Genomic DNA, 21,370 nt, shown 5'->3' with positions numbered 1-21,370 from the left:
GGCCCGCTGGCGGCGATTTGACATCCAGACCCGGGGCGGTCAGGATCGGATCAGGATGTGTATTTGCATGAACATGCCGCGCCGAGCGCACCATGCGGGACGCCTAGTCGAAGGAGACTAGCCCCGAACTCATAGCGGCTGCGCGCCGAGAGTTCGGGGATGCTGCATCCGAAATCCTGATCACTAGCTTTTCAGCCGTGGCGTTCCGCCGCGGGGAGCATCGTGACATGCAAAATCGTAGGCCGCCGCCCGCAGATACTGCGGGTGTACTTTCCCCTGCCCAGAATTCGGATCCCGTGACGGAGAAGGTGATCGCCTTCCCGCGGCGGCGCGAGCCGCCTGTGCATCCCGATCCAGACGACGACACGCCGCCCAGCGCGGCCTGAAACCAGACAAGGAGCCAATCATGGCTGTGAAGACCAAGGCCCGCCCCAAGGTGCGGGCGACTGAAGCCGACTTTGAAAAACTGACCGCGATCGGCAGCGCCTCGCGCTCGCCCATGCCCGGAGCCAGCCTGCTGCTGGAGGAACTGGAGCGGTTCGCCATCGTGCCCGACACCGATCGCCGCTCGAAGTTCGTGCGCCTGGGCTCGAAGGTCACTTACCGGGACCTGGCCCTCAACCGCGACCGCACCGTGCGGGTCGGCCTGCCGGGCGAGGCGAACGTGGACGAAAACCGCATCTCGGTGCTGGCCCCGATCGGCGCGGCCCTGATCGGCCTGTCGGTCGGCGACGTCTTCCGCTGGGAAGGCTCCGACGAGCGCGTCCGCGAGATCGAGGTGCTGTCGATCGAGGATTGAGCCCAGCTGTCATCCCGGTTTGCGCAGCAAGACCGGGACCCATGAACACCGGATGGATCAGAACTTGGCTCGTCCGCACCCATTCGCCCCGTCCAGCGCGAATGGGTCCCGGACAAGCGCTGCGCGCTTTCCGGGATGACACCTTTCGCCGGGCCCGGCCTAGAATTCCGGCAGCAGCAGCGCGCGGGCCTGGGCGGCGTCAGCGCGGATCTGTTCGATCATGGTCTCGAGGCTGTCGAACTTCTCTTCGGGTCGCAGATAGGCGACCAGGTCGGTCTCGATGACCTGGTCGTAGAGGTCTTCGTCGAAGTCGAACAACCAGACCTCCAGCCGGGGGGCGATTTCGCCCGGCACGGTCGGATTGACGCCGATATTGGCGACGCCGGCGATCTCGCGCCCGTCCGGCAGCCGCGTGCGGGTGGCGTAGACTCCGAGCTTGGGGATCACGTAGTCGGTCAACGCGACATTGGCGGTCGGGAAGCCGATCGTGCGGCCCAGCTTGCGGCCGTGCTCGACCGCGCCCTCGATGGCGAACGGTCGCCCAAGGATCGCGGCCGCGTCCTGCGGGCGACCGTCGCGCAGGGCCGCGCGCACGCCGGTGGAGGAGAACTTCTCCGCGCCGTCGCCCAGCGCTTCGGCGACAGAGACCGAGAAGCCCAGTTCGCGCCCGTAAGCGGCCATCAACTCCGGGCTGCCGGTGCGGCCCTTGCCGAACGAGATGTCGAAGCCGACGGCCACGTGGCGCACGCCCAGGCCCTCGTGCAGCACCTGGGTGGCGAACTCGCGGTCGGTCAGGTTCGCCATCTCGCGGTCGAAGGGCAGGACATAGAAGACATCGACGCCCAGCGCCGCCAGCGCACGGGCCTGCTGGTCGGTGTCCATGATCCGGAAGGTCGGGGCGTCGGGCTGGAAAATCTGGCGCGGGTGCGGCTCGAAACTGATCACCCCCAGCGGGGCCTTCAGCGCCTGGGCGGCCTTGGCGGCTTCGGCGATCACCCGCTGGTGGCCGCGGTGCACGCCGTCGAAATTGCCGAGCGCGACGGACGCGCCCTTGTCGGCCTCGTCGAGCCCCTTCCAGCCGTGGACGATCCGCATGGTCTCAGGCGTCCTTCGGGCGGCGGGGCGCCACGACCACGGCCTCGCCGTCGACCACGGTCTTGCCGTCCACCTGGCAGAGCGTGCTCAGGGTGACGTAGCCCCGCCGCTCGTCCAGAGCCTGGACGGTCACGCGGGTGACGACGGGGTCGCCGATCTTCACCGGCCGGCGGAAGCGCAGCGACTGGGTCATGTAGATCGCGCCCGGCCCTGGCAGCTTGGTGCCCAGCACCGCGGAGATATAGGCGGCCGACAGCATGCCGTGGGCGATCCGCCCCTGGAACGGGGTGGTGAGGGCGTAGGCCTCGTCCAGGTGGACCGGGTTGGTGTCGCCCGACACGGCCGCGAACGCCTCGACATCGGCGGCGCCAACGATCTTGGTCGTCTCGGCGCTCTGGCCGACGCTCAAGTCCTCGAAGTAAAGCCCCTGCACGCGCGCGCTCCCTCTCACGGCCTCTAGTTAGCGGCTTTTGCTCACCACGCCAGATCGGCGATCGCGTAGGTCGCCCGCGCGCCGTCTTTCGCCAGCAGCGCCTCGACCGCCTGGGCGTCGACTCCGCCTGGCCCGATGGTCTCGGCCCCATGGATGCCGCTGGCCACGAACAGCACGTCCAGGCCCTGGTCATTGGCGCCCTTGGCGTCGGTTGCGACGGCGTCGCCGATGCACAGGACCCGCGCCCGGTCCAGCGGACGGCCGAGCAGCATCTGCGCCTCGGTCAGGCAGAGGTCGTAGATCGGCGCATGCGGTTTGCCGGCCATGATCACCTCGCCGCCCATCTGCTCGTAACGCTGGGCCAGCGCCCCGCCGCAATAGATCAGGCGGTCGCCCTTCTGGACGACGATGTCGGGGTTGGCGCAGATCATCGGCAGCTTGCGGGCGAGGGCGATCTTGAAGCGCTCCTCGTAGTCGTCGGGCCCTTCGACGTCGTCGTCATAGGGGCCGGTGCACGAGATGAAGGCGGCGTCCTCCGGGCCGGCGAAGGCCAGATCGAGCCCATCGTACAGCGTCGAGTCCTTCTCCGGGCCGATGGCCCAGGCCGGACCGGGCGCACGGCCGCTTAGGAGGATGCGGGTCGCATCGCCCGAGGAAATGAAGGCCGACCATGCTTCGCGCGGCACGCCCAGCTGGTCGAGCTGAGAGTGGACGGCGCTGGACGGGCGCGGCGCGTTGGAGATCAGGATCACCGGGCCGCGCTCGGCGCGCCAGCGGGCCAGCGCCGCGCAGGCGTCGCGGAAGCTCTCGCGTCCGTTGTGGATCACGCCCCAGACATCGGAGAGCAGAACGTCATAGCGGTCGGCGACGGCCGACAGGCCGGAGATCGGAACAGGCGCGGTCATGGCTTGCGGCGGTAACGGTCGCCGGCCCGCCGGTCAATGCGGTGCGTCAGATCCGGGTGGCGGCGGCGTGCCGACGGGCGAGCACGCCGACCCCGCCTCGCGTGCGCAGCGGAGGCTCGCTCTTTGGCGCCGGATCGGCGACCGGACCGTCGGCCTCGGCCAGGACCGCGTCGCGGATGGCGCGCGGCTCGCCGAACAGGTGGCCCTGGCCATAGGCGATGTCGAGCTCGAGGATGTCGACGATCTGGCGCTCGCTCTCGACCTTCTCGGCGACGATCTCGACGCCGTAGCGGCGGGTGAGCGAGGCGAAGTCCTGGGCCGCCAGATCAGGCAGCGAGCGGAGGATCAGGCCCTCGTCGGTCTCCGCCAGTTCGTCCAGCAGGAACGGCGCAGCGATCTTGAGGAACTTGACGTCCGAGCGGGCGAGGTCCTGGAAGTCGATGTCGAGGTTGGTGACCTTGTCCAGCGAGAAGCGGAAGCCGAGGTCGGCCAGCTTGCCCATGTTGCGGGCCTCGACCGAGCCGCGGGCGTCGAACGCGGCCTGGCCCAGTTCAAAGATCAGCGCGCCCGACAGGTCGCGGTTGGCGGCCAGCAGGTCCAGGAACTGCGGGAAGAAGCTCTCGTCAGCCAGGCTGGAGGTGGAGATGTTGCAGAAGATCCCGACCTTGCGGTCCTGCTTGGCCAGGCGGCGCACGATCTGCACGCAACGGAACAGCAGCAGGTTGTCGATCGAGGTGACCAGCCCCTCGGGCTCGGCCACGGTCAGATACTCCGCCGGCATCATCACCCGGCCGGTGGCGTCGCGCAGGCGCGAATAGCTTTCGTAGAAGACCGTCCGGCGCTGAGGCAGTCCGACCACCGGCTGCAGGTAGAGGTCCACCCGGTTCTCGGCCAGCGCCTCGCGCACGGTGTCGAGCAGGGCGGCCGACTGGTGACGGCGCAGGTTCGGTTCCTGGCGGGCGTGGCTGGTCGACCCGCGCTCTTCCAGGCGCTGGCCCATGCGTTGGACCAGGTCTTCCAGCATGTGCACTTCGCCTTCGAGGGCCTCGGAGCGGCCGGCGTCGTCGCTGACCGCCTCGGCGACTTCGGTCATCCGGGCGTCGACCTGCTCCATCTGCGAGAGCATGACGCGCTGCGCCTCGCGCACGGCGTCGAGTTCCTTGCGCATGCTGCGCAGCTTCAGCGATTGCAGGATCAGCCCGTGCACGGCGAAGCACAGGCCCAGGCCGCCGACCAAGGCCGCGACGCCAGCCGCCCAGCCGCCCCCGTTCCGCCACAGCAGCAGGGCGACGATCAGCGCTAGACAGAGGTAGGTGGCCGAGAGCGCCACCGAGGTGAACTGTCGCATGAGCCCGCAGAATCCGAATCGCTTGGATTATCGGGTGCGTCGGGTCGACAAGTCGAATGGATTAACGAACGCTTCACAGTTCTGAAGCGTTCGCCGGTCGATTACCGGGTCGGGACGGGCTTCTCGCCGCGATAATCGTAGAAGCCGCGGCCGGCCTTGCGGCCCAGCCAGCCGGCCTCGACGTACTTCACCAGCAGCGGGCAGGGGCGGTACTTGGAGTCGGCCAGGCCTTCGTAGAGCACATTCATGATCGACAGCACGGTGTCGAGGCCGATGAAGTCGCCCAGTTCCAGCGGGCCCATCGGGTGGTTGGCGCCCAGCTTCAGCGCCGTGTCGATGGCGTCGACGGTGCCGACCCCCTCGTAGAGGGTGTAGATCGCCTCGTTGATCATCGGCACCAGGATCCGGTTGACGATGAAGGCGGGGAAGTCCTCGGCGTTGGCGGTGGTCTTGCCCAGCGACTTGGCGAAGTTGACAGCGTTCTCGTAGGTCGCCGCGTCCGTCGCTATGCCGCGGATGATCTCCACGAGGTTCATCAGCGGCACCGGGTTCATGAAGTGCAGGCCGATGAAGCGTTCGGGGCGATCCGACGCCGCGCCCAGGCGGGTGATCGAGATCGAGGAGGTGTTGGAGGCGAGGATGGTGTCCGGGCCGAGGTGAGGCGTCAGCGCCTTGAAGATGGTCTTCTTGACCTCTTCGTTCTCGGTGGCCGCCTCGATGGCCAGGTCGGTCGTGCCGATGGTCTGCAGTTCCGGCGCCGGCTTGATGCGCGCCATCGCCTCGTCCATGGCGTCCTGGGCGATCGCGCCCTTCACGACCTGGCGGCTCAGGTTCCGCTCGATCAGCGAGCGGCCCGCGATGATGCGGTCTTCGCTGACGTCGTGGAGCAGCACGTCATATCCGGCCAGGGCGCAGACATGAGCGATGCCCGCTCCCATTTGACCCGCGCCGATGATGCCGACCGACTTAATCTGAACCATGCCGAAATAAGCCTCGAATGACACGGGCGCACTCCCCTGCGCGCTCGTTTGCGACGGGTTTCTAACATGCGGAACGGCGCCCTAGCCAAGGCTTTTGCTGCGACGCAGCGTAGCCCGTTGGCGGATCAGGGATTCAGGGCTGGGACCTTGCGGCCTCAGCTGTCAGCCAGTCGCGCAATGCGTGTATCCGGTGGAGTTTCGGGTTGTCCCCGCGCCAGGCCATGTAGAACGCGAACTCGTTGTTGATGGCGTGCGGCAGCACCTGCACCAGCCGCCCATTGGCCAGGTCTTGCTCCACCAGCGCGCCCCGGGCGAGGGCCACGCCCATGCCCTGGATGGCCGATTCCAGCAGCATGATCGAATCCTCGAACTCAAGGCCGCCGCCGGGATCCTCCAGCCCGAAAGCCGAGAACCAGACCTTCCAGGGACGGTGCCGGCTGCGCAGCAGCGGCGCCTTCAGCAGGTCCTCCGGCGACTGGATGTCGTGCGCTGCGGCGAGGGTAGGGCTCGCCACCGGGAACAGGCGCTCGTGCAGCAGCAGCGCCTTCTCCAGGCCAGGCTCCTGGGCCAGGCCGTAACGAACGCCGACATCGACCCCGTCGGTGACGAAGTCGGCCATCCGCTCCTCGGCGATGAAGTCGACATTCGCGCCCGCCGGCTCCGACATCAGCCGCGGCAGGCGCGCCGGCAGCCAGCGGGCGGCGAGCTGCGGGTCCAGGCTGACGACCAGCGGGTCATGGTCGGCCGCGTCGCGGAACGCGGCGACGCCGGCCTGCAGCACTCCCATGGCGCGCTCGACCTCTCTGGCCAGCCGTTCGGCGGCCGGGGTCGGGACCATGGCGTTGCCCTGGCGGACGAACAGTCGGGCCCCGAGCTCGGCCTCCAGCTTGCGGATCTGCTGGCTGACGGCGCCGTGGGTCACCGCCAATTCCTCGGCCGCGCGGCTGTAGCTGCGGCGGCGCGCCGCGGCGGCCAGGGCGCGAAGCGCGAAGAACGGCGGTAGGCGGGTCATGGATGGTTGTTAGCTCGGCTCACAACCTGGAGCAATATTGATCGTTCGTCGGCGACGCCTGGCGAGGGCATATCAAGCGGGCGGCGCCGCTCCTCCCAACGATGAAAACCCAGGACAACCCCAGATGAAAGCCCAGCTTCTCGTGCTGAGCGCGGCCGGCCTGCTGCTCGCCGTAGCTCCCTTCTCGACCGCCGCGGCGGGGCCTGCCGACGTGCAGCGCTACGTCGCTTCGGCGACGACCGACGTCGGCGAACGCCTGACCGAGCGCAATCTCGATCTTGCCGGCAAGAGCTTCGCCATCCGCGGCCGGGTCCAGGCCGACCGCCTGAGCGGCGTGCGGATCGCCCGCTCCAGCGGTTCGGCCGAACTCGACGATCAGATCGTCGCGGCCTTGAAGAATCTTCGCACCGAGGCGGCCCCGGTCGACCTGGTCGGCCGCGAACTCACCCTCACCCTCGGCGAGGCCGCATCGGCCGTCGCCACCCGCTAGCCCCACTGGCGGCAGGCGTGAAAAAGGGGCGGTCCCTTGCGGGGCCGCCCCTTGATCGTCTGGTTCCTGGAACCTTGGTCGGTTTACTTGCCGGCCGCGGTCAGGGCGTCCATCAGTTCCGGCACCGCGGTCTTGTAGTCCGCGACCAGGCCGAAGTCGGCGACCTGGAAGATCGGCGCGTCGCCGTCCTTGTTGATCGCGACGATGACCTTGGAGTCCTTCATCCCGGCCAGGTGCTGGATCGCGCCGGAAATGCCGACGGCGATGTACAGCTCCGGAGCCACGACCTTGCCGGTCTGGCCGACCTGGTAGTCGTTCGGGGCGTAGCCGGCGTCCACCGCGGCGCGCGAGGCGCCGACGGCCGCGCCGAGCTTGTCGGCGAGCGGCTCGATGACCTTCTGGAACTCTTCGGCCGAACCCATGGCGCGACCGCCGGAGACGACGATCTTGGCGCCGGCCAGTTCCGGGCGGGCCGACTTCACCAGTTGCTGGTCGACGAACTTCACCTTGGTGGAGACGGCGCCGGCGGCGACGTTCTCAACCGAGGCCGAGCCGCCTTCGCCGGCCGCCTTGAAGGCGGTGGCGCGCACGGTGATGACCTTCTTGCCGTCCGAGGACTGGACGGTTTCCAGCGCGTTGCCGGCGTAGATCGGGCGCACGAAGGTGTCGTTGCTGACCACTTCGACGATTTCCGAGATCTGCGCGACGTCCAGCTTGGCGGCGATGCGCGGGCTGAAGTTCTTGCCCTGCGAGGTGGCCGGGGTCAGGACCGCGTCGTAGCCGCCCATCAGCGGAACGACGGTGGCTTCGACGGCTTCGGCCAGGCCTTGGCCCAGCTCGTCGCTTTCGGCCAACAGCACCTTGCGCACGCCGGCGACCTTGGCGGCGGCGTCAGCCGCGGCCTTGGCGTCCTTGCCGGCGACCAGCACGTCGACGTCGCCCGACAGGGCGAGGGCGGCGGTGATGGTCTTGTTGGTGGAGTCCTTCAGCGACGCGTTGTCGTGATCGGCGATGACGAGAACAGCCATTAGAGCACCCCCGCGGTCTTCAGGTTGGCGACCAGGTCGCCGGCGGTTTCAACCTTGATGCCGGCCGAGCGCTTCGCAGGCTCGGTGACCTTCAGGACCTTCAGGTGCGGCTTCAGGTCGACGCCCAGCGAGGCGGCTTCCTTGACGTCCAGCGGCTTCTTCTTCGCCTTCATGATGTTCGGCAGCGAAGCGTAGCGCGGTTCGTTCAGGCGCAGGTCCGCGGTGATGATGGCGGGCAGGCCGACCTCGATGGTCTGCAGGCCGCCGTCGACTTCACGGGTCACCTTGGCGGTGTCGGCCGACAGCTCGATCGCCGAGGCGAAGGTCGCCTGCGGCCAATCGAGGATCGCGGCGAGCATCTGGCCGGTGGCGTTGTTGTCGCCGTCGATGGCCTGCTTGCCCATGATCACCACGTTCGGGTTCTCTTCGGCGATCGCCGCCTTGAGCACCTTGGCCACTTCCAGCGGTTCCAGGTCCTGATCGGTCTGGAGCAGCACGGCGCGGTCGGCGCCCATGGCCAGCGCTTGACGCAGGGTTTCCTGAGCTTGGGCCGGGCCGATGGAAATGACCACCACTTCGCTCGCGGTGCCCTTTTCCTTCAGGCGCACGGCTTCCTCGACTGCGATCTCGCAGAAGGGATTGATGGACATCTTCACATTGGCGAGGTCGACGCCCGATTGGTCGGACTTAACCCTGGCCTTGACGTTTGAATCGATCACCCGTTTGACCGGGACCAACACCTTCATGGGTAGCTAGCGCCTCAAATTTGTTTTTGCGAAAAATTCGGTCGGATGCGGCATAACGGTTCCGCCGAGCATTGCAAGTCGGCGAGGGATCACAGTTCGCCGCAATTTCGGCGAACGAAGCCGCTAGCAGGCCTCTCAAGTGAAGACTAGAAGCACGCCATGACACGCATAATCGACCGGCTGAAGCTGATCTTCCTCGGCCTTTTCGTCATTCTGAGCGCCGGAACGCTCGTCTATCACGTCGGCTGGGCATGGCCCGGCCAGAAGTGCGAAGAGGCGGGCGACTGGTGGGATTGGCGCAGCCGCACCTGCGCGCGCCCGATCCTGATCTCCGACATCACCGGCCGGGTGATCAAGGACGACAAGACCCGCGCCGCGGCTGAGGCCGACGCCCAGAAGGCCCGGGCCGAGAAGGCTCCGACGGCGAAGACCGAGCCCTAACGGGTCGCGCCGGACTGCCAGAAGACCTCGGCGCGGCCCTGGTCGTTCGCGTGCCGCGCGGCCACGAACAGGAAGTCCGAAAGCCGGTTCAGATATTTCATCGCCTCGGGGCCGACGGTCTCGCCGGCCTCGACGAGGGCCACGGCGATGCGTTCGGCCCGTCGCGCCACCGTACGCGCCAGATGCAGGTTCGCGGCCGCCGGCGTGCCGCCGGGCAGGATGAACGAGGCGAGCGGCGGCAGCTCTGCATTCATCGCGTCGATTTCACGCTCCAGCCGGTCGATCTGCGACTGGACCATGCGCAGGGTGTGGGTCTCGCCCTCACGCGGCGGCATAGCGAGGTCCGCGCCCAGGTCGAACATCTCATTCTGCACCCTGGCCAGCATGGCGTCGAATTCGCCGGTCGTGTGAAGCCGGGCCATGCCCAGGCATGCATTGGCCTCGTCGACCGCGCCATAGGCCTCAACGCGTAGCGAGGCCTTGGACACCGACTGGCCGGTCGCCAGCCGCGTCGAACCGGCGTCGCCGGAGCGCGTGTAGATCTTGTTGAGCGTGACCACGTCAGCCGCCGGACTTGGCGCGCCACCACACGGCCAGGACCAGCACGGCGATGGCCACCGCCTGCAGCGCCACGCGCAGGCGCATCAGCTTGTTCGAATAGGAGCGGCCGAAATCGCCGCCGCGAAACAGCGCAAAGAGGCCGATGAACAGGGTGATGGTCACCGCCGCGAGGCTGATCGGGATCAGGTAGGTGAAGATGTTCATGCCGCGATCTTAGCCGAAAGCAAGCCGCCGAGCCTATTGGTTCGCTGGCGTCGGCGGGCGAAAACCACTGGCGATCAGGCCGATGTGGCGGTCCATCACCTTGCTCATGGTCTCGGCGTCGGCGTCTTCCCAGGCGGCCAGGCGATAGGTCCAGGCATAGGACGCCATCAGCGCGTCGACGACGATCTCCAGGTCCGTGGCCGGATCCACGTCTCCCCGGGTCACACCCTCGGTCAGGCAATCGCGGATCACCAGCCTCAGCCGCTGATTGCGGCCATACGGGCGGCTCGAGGGGGTGAGCGTCCAGTTGTAGGCCGCAGCGATGTGGGCCAGGAACAGCCGCGTGCGCCGGGTCTCGAAGGCGTAGTGGATCGCGAAGATCGAGCGCAGGCGGTCGGGGGTCGACCCGCGCAGGTGCGGCACCAGACGGTCGAGTTCGGCATAGAGCGCGTCCAGCCGGTCGGCCATGACTTGACTGAGGATGTCGCTCTTGGACGAGAAAGTCGTGAATACGCTGCCGACCGAAACCGCGGCCATGCTGGCGATTTCGCGGACGGTGGTGGCGTCGAAGCCCTTGGTCTCAAACAGTTCTCGGGCGGCGTCGAGCACGCGCTGACGCGTCGCCTCCTTCTGGGACTTACGTACGCTCAAGTGTTCCCCCCAGCCTGCATCTGTCGTGCAAGCTCCCCGCGAAGTGCTTAGGGCGAATCCCGCGCCAGAAATGCTTCATGTGGAACGATGCGACAGTTCGCCGCGGAGCAGAAGCCTGAAACTGTTCAGGCAAAGCAAAGGCGAGACCTGCCATGTCGGCGGCAGATCTCGCCTTTATAAGTCTAAACGTGCGATCAGCCGCGGCGGGCGCCGGCCAGGATCACGCGGATCTGGTCTTTCGACTTCGCCTGCAGAGCTTCGAGGCTCCAGCCGCCGAAGATCGCTTCCTGGAAGTTGGCCAGGTAGCAGTCGAACAGCATCTGGCTGCGCAGCTTCACTTCGGCTTCTTGCGAAAGTTCGCCACGCTCGACGCCCAGGTTCAGTTGCTCGGTGAAGAGTTCCTGCAGAATCTGCACCGGGGCGAGGTCGCGCAGTTCCTGGCCTTGCTCGGGCATCCACGAGATGCCGAAGGCGGCGCGGGCCAGGGGCAGGCGGCTCTTGTAGAAGGCGTAGCCGGCCACGAAGAGCTTCAACAGGGTGTCGTCGACCCCGCGGCCGCGGGCTACGCCGTCACGCATGGCGTCGACCAGGGCTTCCATGTCCGCGACCATGATCTCGCGGAACAGGTCGGACTTGTCCGTGAAGTTGGCGAACACGGCGCCGGTCGACATGCCGGCCTCGGCGGCGATGTCCCGGATGGTCGCGCCTTCATAGCCCGACTCTGAGAACAGGCGGCGCGCGGCGGCCAGAACCTTGGCGCGGGTCTGTTGCTTGGCCAGGGCGCGGCGGGTCGGAACTCGGACCTGGGCTTCGCCGGTGACTTCGATATTGCTGGAAACGTGTTTCATCGGGCGATCCTCGCCGTAGCCATCGCCGTCGGCTGTTCGAACTCTACGCAATACTCTTTCACTACCTTTGCGATCCGCTCGGCGGCTTGCCGCGCGGGGTGCAGCCCCGTCAGGGCGGCGTCGCGCAGGTCAGCCAGGAGTCGGCTCGGGTTTTCTACGGCTAGTTTGCCGCCCGCGGGGGGAAGGGCGGCGGTGTCGCAGGTCGTCATGACCACAAATTCCTCTTAGCCCTTCGACACGGCGCGTCCAAGCGAAGGGTTTGGTTGAGTGCGTTCAGCGAACTCGTTCCGCGATGCGAGTGCGTAAGGTGCATGTAGCGTGGCGGACTAGGCTTTGCCGTGTGGCGCAGCGTCGCAGACCGGCGTTTTTCACTGAATTCCACAAACCTGGCGTCGGGCTCCCGACAGCCACAAAGATCGAGACTCGCTGAGCGCGCTCGGACAACGGCGTGCATTGTGGGCGTTCTGGTATGGCCCATGTTGGGTGCATGCACCCAAGACGCTCGTGGGGAGAGAAACCCCACCTCGTCGCCGCATTATTTGTGCGGGCCGAAGGCCGGCGTCCAGGTCAAGTTGGACAGCTGTCCAAGGCTTGAGTCAGTAATGGACGGCGTAAATTGAACGACAGCGGCGCGGGCCAATAGCAATCAAGAAATCGTGTAGACATCGCGCGTCGCTATATTGGCATGCGGACCGCCAAAATAACACCGGGATCAGTTCGCGCCTTCCAGGATGCGTCGGGCGATGACCTGGGCCTGGATCTCGCCGGCGCCCTCGAAAATGTTGAGGATCCGGGCGTCGGCCAGCACCCTGCTGACCGGCTGCTCGGTCGCAAAGCCGGTCCCGCCATGGATCTGTACGGCGTTGTCGGCGCAGGCCCAGGCGATGCGCGCGGCGACCAGCTTGGCCATTCCGGCCTCCAGGTCGCAGCGGCGGCCCTCGTCCTTGGCGCGTGCGGCGAACCAGGTGAGGCGGCGCGCACCAAGCAACTCGGCAGCCATCATGGCCAGCTTGTTGGCCACCCGCGGGAAGTCTGAGATCGGACGCCCGAACTGCCTGCGGCCGATCGCATATTCCACCGCCAGGTCCAGCGCCGACTGCGCGACCCCGATGGCGCGGGCGGCGGTCTGGATGCGGGCGCTCTCGAACGTGACCATCAACTGGACGAAGCCCTGGCCCTCCTGGCCGCCCAGCAAACGGTCGTGCTGGACGCTGAAGCCGTCGAAGGCGATCTCGTATTCCTTCATGCCGCGATAGCCGATCACCCCGATTTCGCCGCCGCCCATGCCGGCGGCGGGGAAGGGATCGGCGGCGGTCCCGCGGGGTTTCTCGGCCAGGAACATCGACAGGCCGCGATGGTCCTTGGAGCCCGCATCGGTGCGGACCAGCAAGGTCATCAGATCGGCGCGGGCGGCGTGGGTGATCCAGGTCTTGGCGCCGGTGACTTTCCAGGCGTCGCCCTGGCGCTCCGCGCGGGTCCGTAGGGAGCCAAGGTCGGAGCCCGCTTCCGGCTCGGTGAAGACGGCGGTCGGAATGATCTCCCCGCTGGCGATGGCCGGCAGGAAGCGCTGCTTCTGCTCGTCGGTGCCGTGGGCCAGGATCAGCTCGGCGGCGATCTCCGAGCGGGTTCCCAGCGAGCCGGTCCCGATCCAGCCCCGCGACAGCGCCTCGGACACCACGCACATGGCGACCTTGCCGAGGCCCGAGCCGCCATACGCCTCCGGCGCCGTCAGGCCGAAGACGCCTAGCGCCGCCAGTTCGTCGATCAGCGGCAGCGGGATCAGCTCGTCGCGCAGGTGCCAGCCATGGGCGAACGGGACGATCTTTTCGTCCGCAAAGGCGTGGAACTGGTCGCGGATGTGCTCCAGCGTTTCGTCCAGGCCGCTGGCCTCCAGCGAGGGCCGCCCGCGGGTGGCCTCAAGCAGCTCGACGATGCGGGTCTTCACCGCCTGCGACGCTCCCGGCGCGAGGCGGGCGATGACGGGCGTCAGCTGCGCGGCGTCCAGGCCAAGGTCGCCTGGGCGGAAGGTCTCGCCCTGGTTCATCGGCAATCCGCCGGCCAGCTGGCTTAGGTACTCGAAGGCCAGGAGCTGGGCAGGCAGGGCCTCGGCCTCGCTCAGCCGGCCTTCGGCGTCCAGCGCGGCGGCCCAGGCCGCGGTCTGCCGCAAGGTCTCGGCGTAGGCGGCCGCCCAGGCCAGGCCATGGGCGACGTGCTGCTCTTCGTCGAGCGCCCCCCGATCGAGGCGTCCGTCCTGGACGACGAGGGCCGCCACCGCCCTGCGGGCTTCGGCGACATGGGTCTCGGCGGCGTCCGCGGCGTCGGCCAGCAGGCCGGGAAGGTTCGTAAGGATCATGGCGGCTCGACTATAGGGCAAGCTTGCCGCCCGTCACCGCTGACGCTACGCCAGGGGCAAACCGGAGAAAGCGCCATGATCGTCGTCCATCACCTCAACGACTCGCGCTCGCAGCGCATTCTCTGGCTGCTGGAGGAGCTGGAGCTTCCCTACGAGATCAAGGCCTATCAGCGCGACGCCACGACCCGGCTCGCGCCGCCCGAGCTGACCGCCGTCCATCCGCTCGGCAAGTCGCCGGTGGTCACCGAAGACGGCGCCACGATCGCCGAATCCGGCGCAATCATCGACTACATCCTGCGCCACCATGGCGCGGGGCGCCTGGCGCCGCCGGTCGGCACGCCAGACCACGAAGCCCACCAGCAATGGCTGCACTACGCCGAAGGCTCGGCCATGCTGCCGCTGATGCTGAACATGTACGTCGCCCGTCTGGGCGAGGCCGGTGCGCCGCTGCATCCCCGCATCCAGGGCGAGATCGCCAATCACCTCGGCTATGTCGACAGCGCTCTGGCCGGCCGCGACTACCTGATGGGCTCGGAGCTGAGCGCCGCCGACATCCAGATGAGCTTCGTCGGCGAGGTGGCCGGCGCGTTCGGGCTGTTCGAGACCTATCCGAACGTCGCCGCGTGGGTGCGCCGGTTCCAGGCGCGTCCTGCCTATCGCAAGGCGCTGGCCAAGGGCGGCCCCTACAACCTCGGCCCCAAGGACTAACGCGCCCAGGGGTCGTCCAGCACCCCGTCGATGAAGTCGAACACCGCCGCCTTGGTCAGGGCGTGCGGAATGGCCGAGAAGTGGTCGCAGCCGGGGATGACGACGCCCCGGCCGTCGCCGAACGCCTGGGCGAGCACTTCCGGATCGCCGTTGGTCTCGCGTTGTCCGGCGACGACCAACACCGGCATCGGCAGGGCGGCGAAGCCGTCGGTGTCCAGCGGCGGGTTCACCGCGCGGACGAAGGCCGCCAGCGCCTGGCGGTCCTCGCCCTGCTCGTCGGCGAACTGTCGGAAGCTCTTGAGGAACGGCTCGGTGATGGTCTCGGGATCGTCGGCCAGCATGGCCTGGGCCATCACCTCGCCCCGATCCGACGGGCGTTCGCTCAGCATCTTGTCGCCGACCCCGCCCAGGATCAGGTTCGAGAACCGGTGCGGCGCGGCCAGGGCGGCGGCGGCGGCCACGCGCGCGCCCATCGAATAGCCGAAGAGGTCGACGCGATTGACGCCCAGATGGTCCATCAACTCGACGACGTCGCGAGCCAGGTTCTCACGTAGATAGGCCTGCGGTTCGTGAGCCTTGCCGCTGGCGCCGTGGCCGCGCTGATCGACGGCGATGACCCGGAAACGTCGCCGCTCGAGCGCGGCGTACCAGCCCGTCCGCTTCCAGCCCTCGTTGCGGTTCGAGGTGAAGCCGTGGACCAGCAGGATGGCGCGTTCGTAGTTGTCGGGCGCGATGTCGTCATAGCTGATCGTGAAGCCGTCGCTGGTTGTGAAGCCCATGATTTCCTTAAGGGAATAATTAGCGAACGCAGATGTCTACTGGAAACATAAAAGGCGAAAAGCCATAGGGGGGAAGAAAATGGACGCTCAAGGCGGGCCAACGACGATCATCGCTACGATGAGCCGGGTCGACCGCGCGACCAAGAAAGCCCTGCGGGAGCGCGAGCGCAAGGAGCGTTCGACCGCCCGGCGCAGCTCCGCCCCCGAGCTGGCGGCGCGCTATGCGGTTCTGTTCGAGCAACTCACTCGCGCCCATTGCCAGAAGTACGAGCGCCGCGACTGGGCGAAGATCGGCGAGGTGGGTCCGGTCGAGCCGTCCGTGCGCGCCCACGCCCTGGAAAAGAAGGCCCGGCGGGCGCTGGCCAATTACCGACCCGGGGTGATCGACGGCTTGCTGGGCCTTCAGGCCGATCGCCGCCGCGCCCTGACCGCCAGGGTGCTGGAAGCCGCCAAGAAGGACGCCGAGCTCTATGCTCGCGCCAAGCGGAACGCCGACCTGCACAATCTCGACGTCGGCCTCGCCGCGGCGATCACGGCGCTGGAGTTCCCGGCGATCGAGGCCGCGCTCAAGGCACATTTGCCGTTGCCAGAGCTGCAGCTGATCCTGGAAGGGCTGGCGGTGGACATGCCTGGACCCGGACGGCTGGTCGTCCACATCGACGTGCTGGAGTTGGACGCACTGCCCGACGAGAGCATCGGCCTCGACGACGCCGGCCGCAGCGTCCACGCCATGATCTCGCCCGGCGCTCGCCGCGAGATGCAGCTGACCCATGTTTGCTCGGTGGCGCTGCGGGTCGGGCAGGAAGTGATGTCAGTGGTCCCGATCGACCGGATCGAGGTCCTGGCGCGGTGCTGCCTGCCTTCGCCCAAGGGGCGCGGCGAGACCGAACAGCAGCCGATCGTGCATCTGCGCCTGACGCACCAGCAGCTGACGTCGATGGACCTGCGCCGCATGGAGCCGGTCTCGACGCTCACCGCGTTGGGCGGGCGGCTCGACTGGGATGTCGGGCGCGGCTTTGCGCCCATCGCCATCGACGACCTGAAGCTGACGGCGCCTGCGCCGCCGCCCTTGCGCCTAGCTGCGCCAGCGTAGGGTCGCGGCCTCCACCGGGTTCTCGAACGGCCGGCCCGCCTTGCGGCTGGCGGTCCATTCGCGCTTCAACTGCTGATACCACTTGGCCTGGCGGTCGGCGTCGTCGATCCAAAGCAGCGAGGGATCGTAGCGCAGGCCCTCGTTCTGCAGGTTCACCATGTCGCCGTCCTGGCGCAGGAACGCCCGCGCGCCGGCGGCGATGAACGGCTTCAGCACCAGGAAGGCCGGGTGGTCGGACCAGACGATCTGGGTGATCCGCGTCTTGCCCTCGCTGATCGGCGTCAGGCAGGTCAGCGACAGCACCTGGCGCTTGCCGACGGTCACATGCTCCCAGCGCAGGCCCGGAATGCGGAAGGTGATCTCGGTCAGCGGTTCGCCGCCCAGGATCGCGTAGGCGCGGCTGTTCTTGCTCGGCTCGTGGCGGACCATGGAGAAGCCCTGCTCGCGCGGCTCGAACTTCTTGGCCTTCTCGTGCTGGCTCTTGGTCGAGCGCCACCACCATTGCTGATGCACATACGGGCCGTGGGCCGGGTCCATCAGCCCGACGACCGCGTGGTCGATGTGGGCGTCGAAGTCCATGCGGTCGACCAGCTTGGGGCCGCCGCCGACTACGCCGGGGAACACCGGCGGCGGCTCGGTCGGTTCGCCGGAGAAACGCGGGTCCGAACTGATCCAGACGAACACCAGGCCCTGGCTCTCGGCGGCCGGATAGTTGCGGACGCGGATGCGGCTGACGTCCATCGCCTGGTCGTCGACCAGCGAGGGGATCGCCGCGCAGGCGCCGTCGGTCTTGAACCGCCAGCCGTGATAGGGGCACTCGACGCTCTCGGCGCCGTCGGCCTCGCGGGTCAGCTTGCCGGCCGACAGCGGCGCGGCGCGGTGGGGGCAGATGTCCTTGAGCGCATAGACCTTCCCGGCCCGGTCACGGCCCAGCAGGATCGGTTCCCCGAGGATCTCGTAGCGTTGCAGCTTTCCGGACTTCAGGTCCCCCGAGAGGGCGGCGAAGTACCAGATGTCGTGCAGGAAGCCGCGACCGAACTTGGTGTCGGCGGTGGGTGTGGTTTTTGCGTCGCCGTCGGGCATGGGCGCCTTCTACCGTGTTACGCGAGCCGCAGGAACCTGGCCGAGTGGGCGCCGAGATGCAGGGCCGCGCCGTCGAGGCTCGCCGCGCCCGTGCCCGGCTCCAGCATCACTGCGCCCGCCAGGCGTTCGTCGCCGAAGATCGCCGGCGCGGCGCCCATGTTGAACACGCAGGCCACCTGCTCGTCGCCTGACCGCCGGATGAAGGCCAAGATCGGTTCGGGCGCGGTGATCATCTCCAGGTCCCCATCAATGAGGGCCGGGGTCGAGCGGCGCAGGGCCAGGAGCGCGCGCGAATAGGCGAGGGTGGAAGTCGGATCGGCCGCCTGTTGCGCCGCCGACAGGCCGTTGTGCTCCACCGCCAGCGGCAGCCAGGGCTTGCCGCTGGTGAAGCCCATGTTCAGGCCCTCGGTCCACGGCATCGGCGTGCGCGAGCCGTCGCGGCCCTTGGCGATCGGCCAGTAGAGGTCGCCGACCGGATCGCGGATTTCCTCGCGGGTCAGGCTCTGCGCCTCGGGCAGCCCCAGCTCCTCGCCCTGATAGAGCAGCACCGTGCCCTTCAGCGTCAGCAGCAGGGACAGCATCAGCCGCGCGATCGCCTCGCCGCCGCCGAAGCGCGTGGCGGTGCGCGGGATGTCGTGGTTGCAGAACGATATGCACGGCCAGTGGCCGGGGAACCGGTCCAGGGTGTCGTAGTGGTCGCGGAAGATGTCCGGCGACAGCCGCCGGGCGTGCAGCAGCACGAAGGTGTAGGCCGAGTGCAGCCCTTCCTCCGGCGTGCAGTAGGCGCCGCAACGCTCTTCCTCCTCCGAGAACTCGCCGAACACGAAGCGGTCGTCGAAAGCGTCCACCCGCTGGCGGATCTCGTCCAGCAGGGGGATGTTCTCGGGCAGGTTGGAGTCGTGCAGGTGGCGCTGCATCTCGCTGGCGTGGGCCCAGTGGCGGCGTGCACGCTGCTCGGCCGGAATGGCCGGATTGTCGGTCAGGGTGTCGTCGTGGAGGAAGGTGCCGGCGACGTCGAGCCGGAAGCCGTCGATCCCCTTCTCCAGCCAGAACTCCAGCACCCGCAGGGCGGCGGCCTTGGCGTCGGGATGGCGCCAGTTCAGCTTCGGCTGCTGGCGCAGGAACTTGTGGTGATAGTGCTGGCGGCGCGCCGGCTGGTAGGCCCAGGCTGGGCCGCCGAACACCGAGAGCCAGTTGTTTGGCGCCGTGCCGTCGCGGGCCGGATCGGCCCAGACATACCAATCGGCCTTGGCCCCATCTGCGCCGCCGTCGCGGCTGTCGGCGAACCAGGGGTGCTCGTCGGAGGTGTGCGACAGCACCTCGTCCAGCATGACCTTCAGGCCGCGCCGGTGCGCCGCGTCGATCAGCGCCTGCAGGTCGTCCATCGTCCCGTAGTCGGGCTGGACGCCTTCATAGTCGGAGATGTCGTAACCCCAGTCGCGGTTCGGCGAGGGGTGGACGGGCGAGAGCCAGATGGCGTCGACGCCCAGGCTCTCGATGTGGTCCAGCTTGGCCAGGACGCCGGCCAGATCGCCATGTCCGTCGCCGTCGGAGTCGAAAAAGCTCCGGACATAGATGTGGTAGACGACCGCGCCCTTCCACCAGGGCGCGGCCGACAACTCAGGCCTCGGTGGCGTTGTTGATGATCTTCGAGACCAGGCCGTACTCGACGGCGGCCTCGGCGCTCATCCAGAAGTTCCGCTGGGTGTCCTTGACGATCTTCTCGTAGGGATGCCCGGTTTCTCTGGCGATCATGCGGTTGACGCGCTCGCGCATCTTCACGATCTCTTCGGCCTCGATCTGGATGTCGCTGGCCTGGCCGCGCACGCCGCCCATCGGCTGGTGCAGCAGGAAGCGGGTGTTGGGCAGGCAGAGGCGGTTTTCCTTGGTCGCGCCCAGGAAGATGTGCGCGCCGGCCGAGGCCACCCAGCCGGTGCCGATCACCTTCACCTGCGGACCGCAGAAGCGGATCATGTCGTGGATGGTGTCGCCGCTCTCGACGTGGCCGCCGGGGGAGTTGATCACCACCTTGATTGGCTTGTCGCTTTCAGCCGACAGGGCCAGCAGCTGGGCGGTGACCCGCTCGGCCAGGCGCATGTCGATCTCGCCGAACACCAGCACGGTGCGCGACTTGTAGAGCGCGTTCTGCACAGGCCCGGCCGTCATCGGCATGTCGGGCTTGCGGGCGCCGTCTTCGCTGTCGTCGTCTTCGTCCAGGCGCCAGTTACGCATAAATGGGGTCTCCAATTCAGTTAGTCCGGAACGTGCGATGCGCGGCGGCGCTTCGCAAGGGCTAGCCGGCCGACGTGGCGATCAATCGCGCATAAAACTGAACGGCGCGTTCCAGATTCTGCAGTGACATGTGTTCGTTGGTGCCGTGGATCATCTTGATGGTCTCCATCGAGAACACCATCGGCTGGAAGCGGTACACATCGACGGCCACGCCGGTCATGTAGCGGCTGTCGGTGCCGGCGGTGACCAGGCTGGGCGCGACGGGCGCCTTGGCGGTGTCTCCGGCCAGGGCCGCGACCATCTTCCAGGCTTCCGACGTGGTCGACGAGACGGGCGAGGGCTCGTTCGGCGCGCGGCTCCAGGCGAAGGCGACCGGCAGGTCGCCGACCGCCGCCTTGGCCCGGTCCATGACCGCGGCCGAGCTGTCGCCCGGTGCGATGCGGTAGTTGATCCACGCGGTGGCGTCCTGCGGCAGGACGTTTTCCTTGGGACTGCCCTTCAGCATGGTCGGGGCGATGGTGGTGTGCAGCAGCGCCGCGCCGGCGGGCGAGGCGGCGGCCTGCTTGATGATCAGCGGCTCGAACAGCCAGCGATTGGCCATCGCCATCCGGATCATGAACGAGCCTTGGGGCGCGAGGGTCTCCATCATCTGGCCGCCGGGCCCGTCGAGCTTCATCGGCGCCTGGTCTTCGGCGATCTTGGTCACCGCCCTGGCCAGGGTCAGCACGCCGCCGGAGTCAGCCGGCGGGGCCGAGGAGTGGCCGCCGACGGCTTCGGCCGTGACCATGAGCGTGGCGTAGCCCTTCTCGGCGATGCCGATCAGTGCAACCGGCCCGCCGGTCAGCGGATTGTCGGAGATGATGGCCATCCCCTCGTCGAGAACGAACTGCGCCTTGATCCCGCGGGACTTGAAGAGCTCGGCAGCCGCCTGGGCGCCCGTCCCCCCGGCTTCCTCGTCATGACCGGACACCAGGATCACGGTGCGCTTGGGCTTGAAGCCCTGGGTCGCCAGGGCCTCGACGCCTTCGAACAGGGTGATCAGCGAGCCCTTGTCGTCGATCGCCCCGCGGCCCCAGACGGCGCCCTCGGCGATCGTTCCTTCGAATGGCGCGTACTTCCAGTCGTCCTCGGTGCCTGGCGTCACCGGCACCACGTCCTGGTGGGCCATGAGCACGACCGGCGCCAGGCTCGGGTCCGAACCCGCCCAAGTGTAGACCAGCGTATGGCCGGCCACGACCTCGCGGGTCATGGCGGCATGGGCGGCCGGATAGGTGGTCTGCAGCCAGGCGTGCAGCTTTTCCCACTCGGCCAACTGGTTGTCGGCCTTGTCCTGATGGCTGATGGTCTGGAAGCGGATCGACTGCGACAGGTGCTCGGCCGCCTTGGCGGAGTCGATCGCCACCGCCGGCGCCAGTTTGACCTGGGAGAGGTCCGCGCCCGCCGCGGGCTTGTAGGTCAGCGTCCTGACCACGACTATGGCCGCGAGCAGCAAGATCAGTCCGACCAGCGCCAGTGCGACTTTGCCGATGAGTTTCATGCGTCCCTCTCCAGTGCGATGCGACCATAGGTCGGCGCCCTTAG

23 protein-coding genes are annotated in these 21,370 nt (G+C 67.8%); 5 read left to right on the top strand and 18 right to left on the bottom strand.

The window, feature by feature from the left end:
- Window positions 1-406 precede the first annotated feature (406 nt).
- On the top strand, window positions 407-799 hold the full coding sequence (locus ASC79_RS14135; RefSeq protein WP_056017520.1) for a GreA/GreB family elongation factor: 393 nt from the start codon (window positions 407-409) through the stop codon (window positions 797-799).
- 159 nt (window positions 800-958) lie between these two features.
- Here ASC79_RS14135 and ASC79_RS14130 read toward each other — a convergent pair whose 3' ends face one another.
- From ASC79_RS14130 to ASC79_RS14105, 6 genes are all read right to left on the bottom strand, one after another.
- Complete coding sequence (locus ASC79_RS14130) at window positions 959-1,894, bottom strand: bifunctional riboflavin kinase/FAD synthetase (protein ID WP_056017517.1); 936 nt, start codon at window positions 1,892-1,894, stop codon at window positions 959-961.
- 4 nt (window positions 1,895-1,898) lie between these two features.
- Window positions 1,899-2,327 (bottom strand): MaoC family dehydratase, encoded by a 429-nt coding sequence (locus tag ASC79_RS14125; protein WP_056017514.1) that lies wholly within the window; start codon window positions 2,325-2,327, stop codon window positions 1,899-1,901.
- A gap of 41 nt (window positions 2,328-2,368) precedes the next feature.
- On the bottom strand, window positions 2,369-3,232 hold the full coding sequence (locus ASC79_RS14120) for a TIGR01459 family HAD-type hydrolase (RefSeq protein ID WP_056017511.1): 864 nt from the start codon (window positions 3,230-3,232) through the stop codon (window positions 2,369-2,371).
- 46 nt (window positions 3,233-3,278) lie between these two features.
- Window positions 3,279-4,580, bottom strand: a complete 1,302-nt coding sequence (locus ASC79_RS14115) for an EAL domain-containing protein (protein WP_082532112.1) — start codon at window positions 4,578-4,580, stop codon at window positions 3,279-3,281.
- A 101-nt stretch (window positions 4,581-4,681) separates the two neighbouring features.
- Window positions 4,682-5,560, bottom strand: a complete 879-nt coding sequence (locus ASC79_RS14110) for a 3-hydroxybutyryl-CoA dehydrogenase (RefSeq protein WP_056017508.1) — start codon at window positions 5,558-5,560, stop codon at window positions 4,682-4,684.
- A 133-nt stretch (window positions 5,561-5,693) separates the two neighbouring features.
- The gene (locus ASC79_RS14105; protein ID WP_056017505.1) at window positions 5,694-6,572 is read right to left on the bottom strand and encodes a LysR substrate-binding domain-containing protein; all 879 of its coding nucleotides are present in this window, start codon (window positions 6,570-6,572) and stop codon (window positions 5,694-5,696) included.
- Between the two features lie 124 nt (window positions 6,573-6,696).
- Between ASC79_RS14105 and ASC79_RS14100 the strand changes: the two genes are divergently transcribed.
- Window positions 6,697-7,062, top strand: a complete 366-nt coding sequence (locus ASC79_RS14100) for a hypothetical protein (RefSeq protein WP_056017502.1) — start codon at window positions 6,697-6,699, stop codon at window positions 7,060-7,062.
- Between the two features lie 83 nt (window positions 7,063-7,145).
- On the opposite strand, the gene ASC79_RS14095 is transcribed toward ASC79_RS14100, so the two are convergent.
- Both ASC79_RS14095 and ASC79_RS14090 read right to left on the bottom strand, forming a co-directional pair.
- The gene (locus ASC79_RS14095) at window positions 7,146-8,090 is read right to left on the bottom strand and encodes an electron transfer flavoprotein subunit alpha/FixB family protein (protein ID WP_056017499.1); all 945 of its coding nucleotides are present in this window, start codon (window positions 8,088-8,090) and stop codon (window positions 7,146-7,148) included.
- The gene (locus ASC79_RS14090; RefSeq protein WP_056017495.1) at window positions 8,090-8,836 is read right to left on the bottom strand and encodes an electron transfer flavoprotein subunit beta/FixA family protein; all 747 of its coding nucleotides are present in this window, start codon (window positions 8,834-8,836) and stop codon (window positions 8,090-8,092) included. The genes ASC79_RS14095 and ASC79_RS14090 overlap by 1 nt, the downstream gene beginning before the upstream one ends.
- Window positions 8,837-8,995: 159 nt before the next feature.
- On the opposite strand from ASC79_RS14090, the gene ASC79_RS14085 reads away from it, so the two are divergent.
- Window positions 8,996-9,277, top strand: coding sequence for a hypothetical protein (locus ASC79_RS14085; RefSeq protein ID WP_056017492.1), 282 nt, complete (start codon window positions 8,996-8,998; stop codon window positions 9,275-9,277).
- Here the strand turns inward: ASC79_RS14085 and ASC79_RS14080 are convergent.
- The 5 genes from ASC79_RS14080 to ASC79_RS14055 form a co-directional block, all read right to left on the bottom strand.
- Window positions 9,274-9,837 (bottom strand): cob(I)yrinic acid a,c-diamide adenosyltransferase, encoded by a 564-nt coding sequence (locus ASC79_RS14080; protein WP_056017489.1) that lies wholly within the window; start codon window positions 9,835-9,837, stop codon window positions 9,274-9,276. The two genes, ASC79_RS14085 and ASC79_RS14080, sit on opposite strands and share 4 nt — an antisense overlap.
- A 1-nt stretch (window position 9,838) precedes the next feature.
- Window positions 9,839-10,042, bottom strand: a complete 204-nt coding sequence (locus ASC79_RS14075) for a twin transmembrane helix small protein (protein ID WP_056017486.1) — start codon at window positions 10,040-10,042, stop codon at window positions 9,839-9,841.
- A 33-nt stretch (window positions 10,043-10,075) separates the two neighbouring features.
- The gene (locus tag ASC79_RS14070; RefSeq protein WP_056017483.1) at window positions 10,076-10,693 is read right to left on the bottom strand and encodes a TetR/AcrR family transcriptional regulator; all 618 of its coding nucleotides are present in this window, start codon (window positions 10,691-10,693) and stop codon (window positions 10,076-10,078) included.
- A gap of 194 nt (window positions 10,694-10,887) precedes the next feature.
- Window positions 10,888-11,541 carry a TetR/AcrR family transcriptional regulator gene (locus tag ASC79_RS14065; RefSeq protein WP_056017480.1) on the bottom strand — a complete coding sequence of 218 codons (654 nt, stop codon included), beginning with the start codon at window positions 11,539-11,541 and terminating at the stop codon, window positions 10,888-10,890.
- Between the two features lie 712 nt (window positions 11,542-12,253).
- Window positions 12,254-13,894, bottom strand: coding sequence for an acyl-CoA dehydrogenase family protein (locus ASC79_RS14055; RefSeq protein ID WP_056017472.1), 1,641 nt, complete (start codon window positions 13,892-13,894; stop codon window positions 12,254-12,256).
- A gap of 75 nt (window positions 13,895-13,969) precedes the next feature.
- Between ASC79_RS14055 and ASC79_RS14050 the strand changes: the two genes are divergently transcribed.
- Window positions 13,970-14,602, top strand: a complete 633-nt coding sequence (locus ASC79_RS14050) for a glutathione S-transferase family protein (RefSeq protein ID WP_056017469.1) — start codon at window positions 13,970-13,972, stop codon at window positions 14,600-14,602.
- Here ASC79_RS14050 and ASC79_RS14045 read toward each other — a convergent pair.
- Window positions 14,599-15,381 (bottom strand): alpha/beta fold hydrolase, encoded by a 783-nt coding sequence (locus ASC79_RS14045; RefSeq protein ID WP_056017466.1) that lies wholly within the window; start codon window positions 15,379-15,381, stop codon window positions 14,599-14,601. The genes ASC79_RS14050 and ASC79_RS14045 overlap by 4 nt on opposite strands.
- Window positions 15,382-15,460: 79 nt before the next feature.
- On the opposite strand from ASC79_RS14045, the gene ASC79_RS14040 reads away from it, so the two are divergent.
- Window positions 15,461-16,474 (top strand): hypothetical protein, encoded by a 1,014-nt coding sequence (locus tag ASC79_RS14040; protein ID WP_056017463.1) that lies wholly within the window; start codon window positions 15,461-15,463, stop codon window positions 16,472-16,474.
- Here the strand turns inward: ASC79_RS14040 and ASC79_RS14035 are convergent.
- The 4 genes from ASC79_RS14035 to ASC79_RS14020 all read right to left on the bottom strand — a co-directional run bounded on the left by ASC79_RS14035 (window position 16,457) and on the right by ASC79_RS14020 (window position 21,326).
- A complete protein-coding gene (locus ASC79_RS14035) occupies window positions 16,457-17,557 on the bottom strand; it encodes an aromatic ring-hydroxylating dioxygenase subunit alpha (RefSeq protein ID WP_056017460.1) in 1,101 nt (366 codons plus the stop codon). The genes ASC79_RS14040 and ASC79_RS14035 overlap by 18 nt on opposite strands.
- A 17-nt stretch (window positions 17,558-17,574) precedes the next feature.
- Window positions 17,575-19,176, bottom strand: coding sequence for an alpha-amylase family glycosyl hydrolase (locus ASC79_RS14030; RefSeq protein ID WP_056017457.1), 1,602 nt, complete (start codon window positions 19,174-19,176; stop codon window positions 17,575-17,577).
- Between the two features lies 1 nt (window position 19,177).
- Window positions 19,178-19,789 carry an ATP-dependent Clp protease proteolytic subunit gene (locus ASC79_RS14025; RefSeq protein ID WP_056017454.1) on the bottom strand — a complete coding sequence of 204 codons (612 nt, stop codon included), beginning with the start codon at window positions 19,787-19,789 and terminating at the stop codon, window positions 19,178-19,180.
- 61 nt (window positions 19,790-19,850) lie between these two features.
- Entirely contained in the window at window positions 19,851-21,326 is a 1,476-nt protein-coding gene (locus tag ASC79_RS14020) for a M20 family peptidase (protein ID WP_056017451.1), read from the bottom strand.
- Between the last annotated feature and the right edge of the window lie 44 nt (window positions 21,327-21,370).

The organism is Phenylobacterium sp. Root1290, from assembly GCF_001425305.1.
GTDB lineage: Bacteria > Pseudomonadota > Alphaproteobacteria > Caulobacterales > Caulobacteraceae > Phenylobacterium.
The sequence above is the reverse complement of the archived record's forward strand: the minus strand, read 5'-3'. Positions and strand labels throughout refer to the sequence as shown.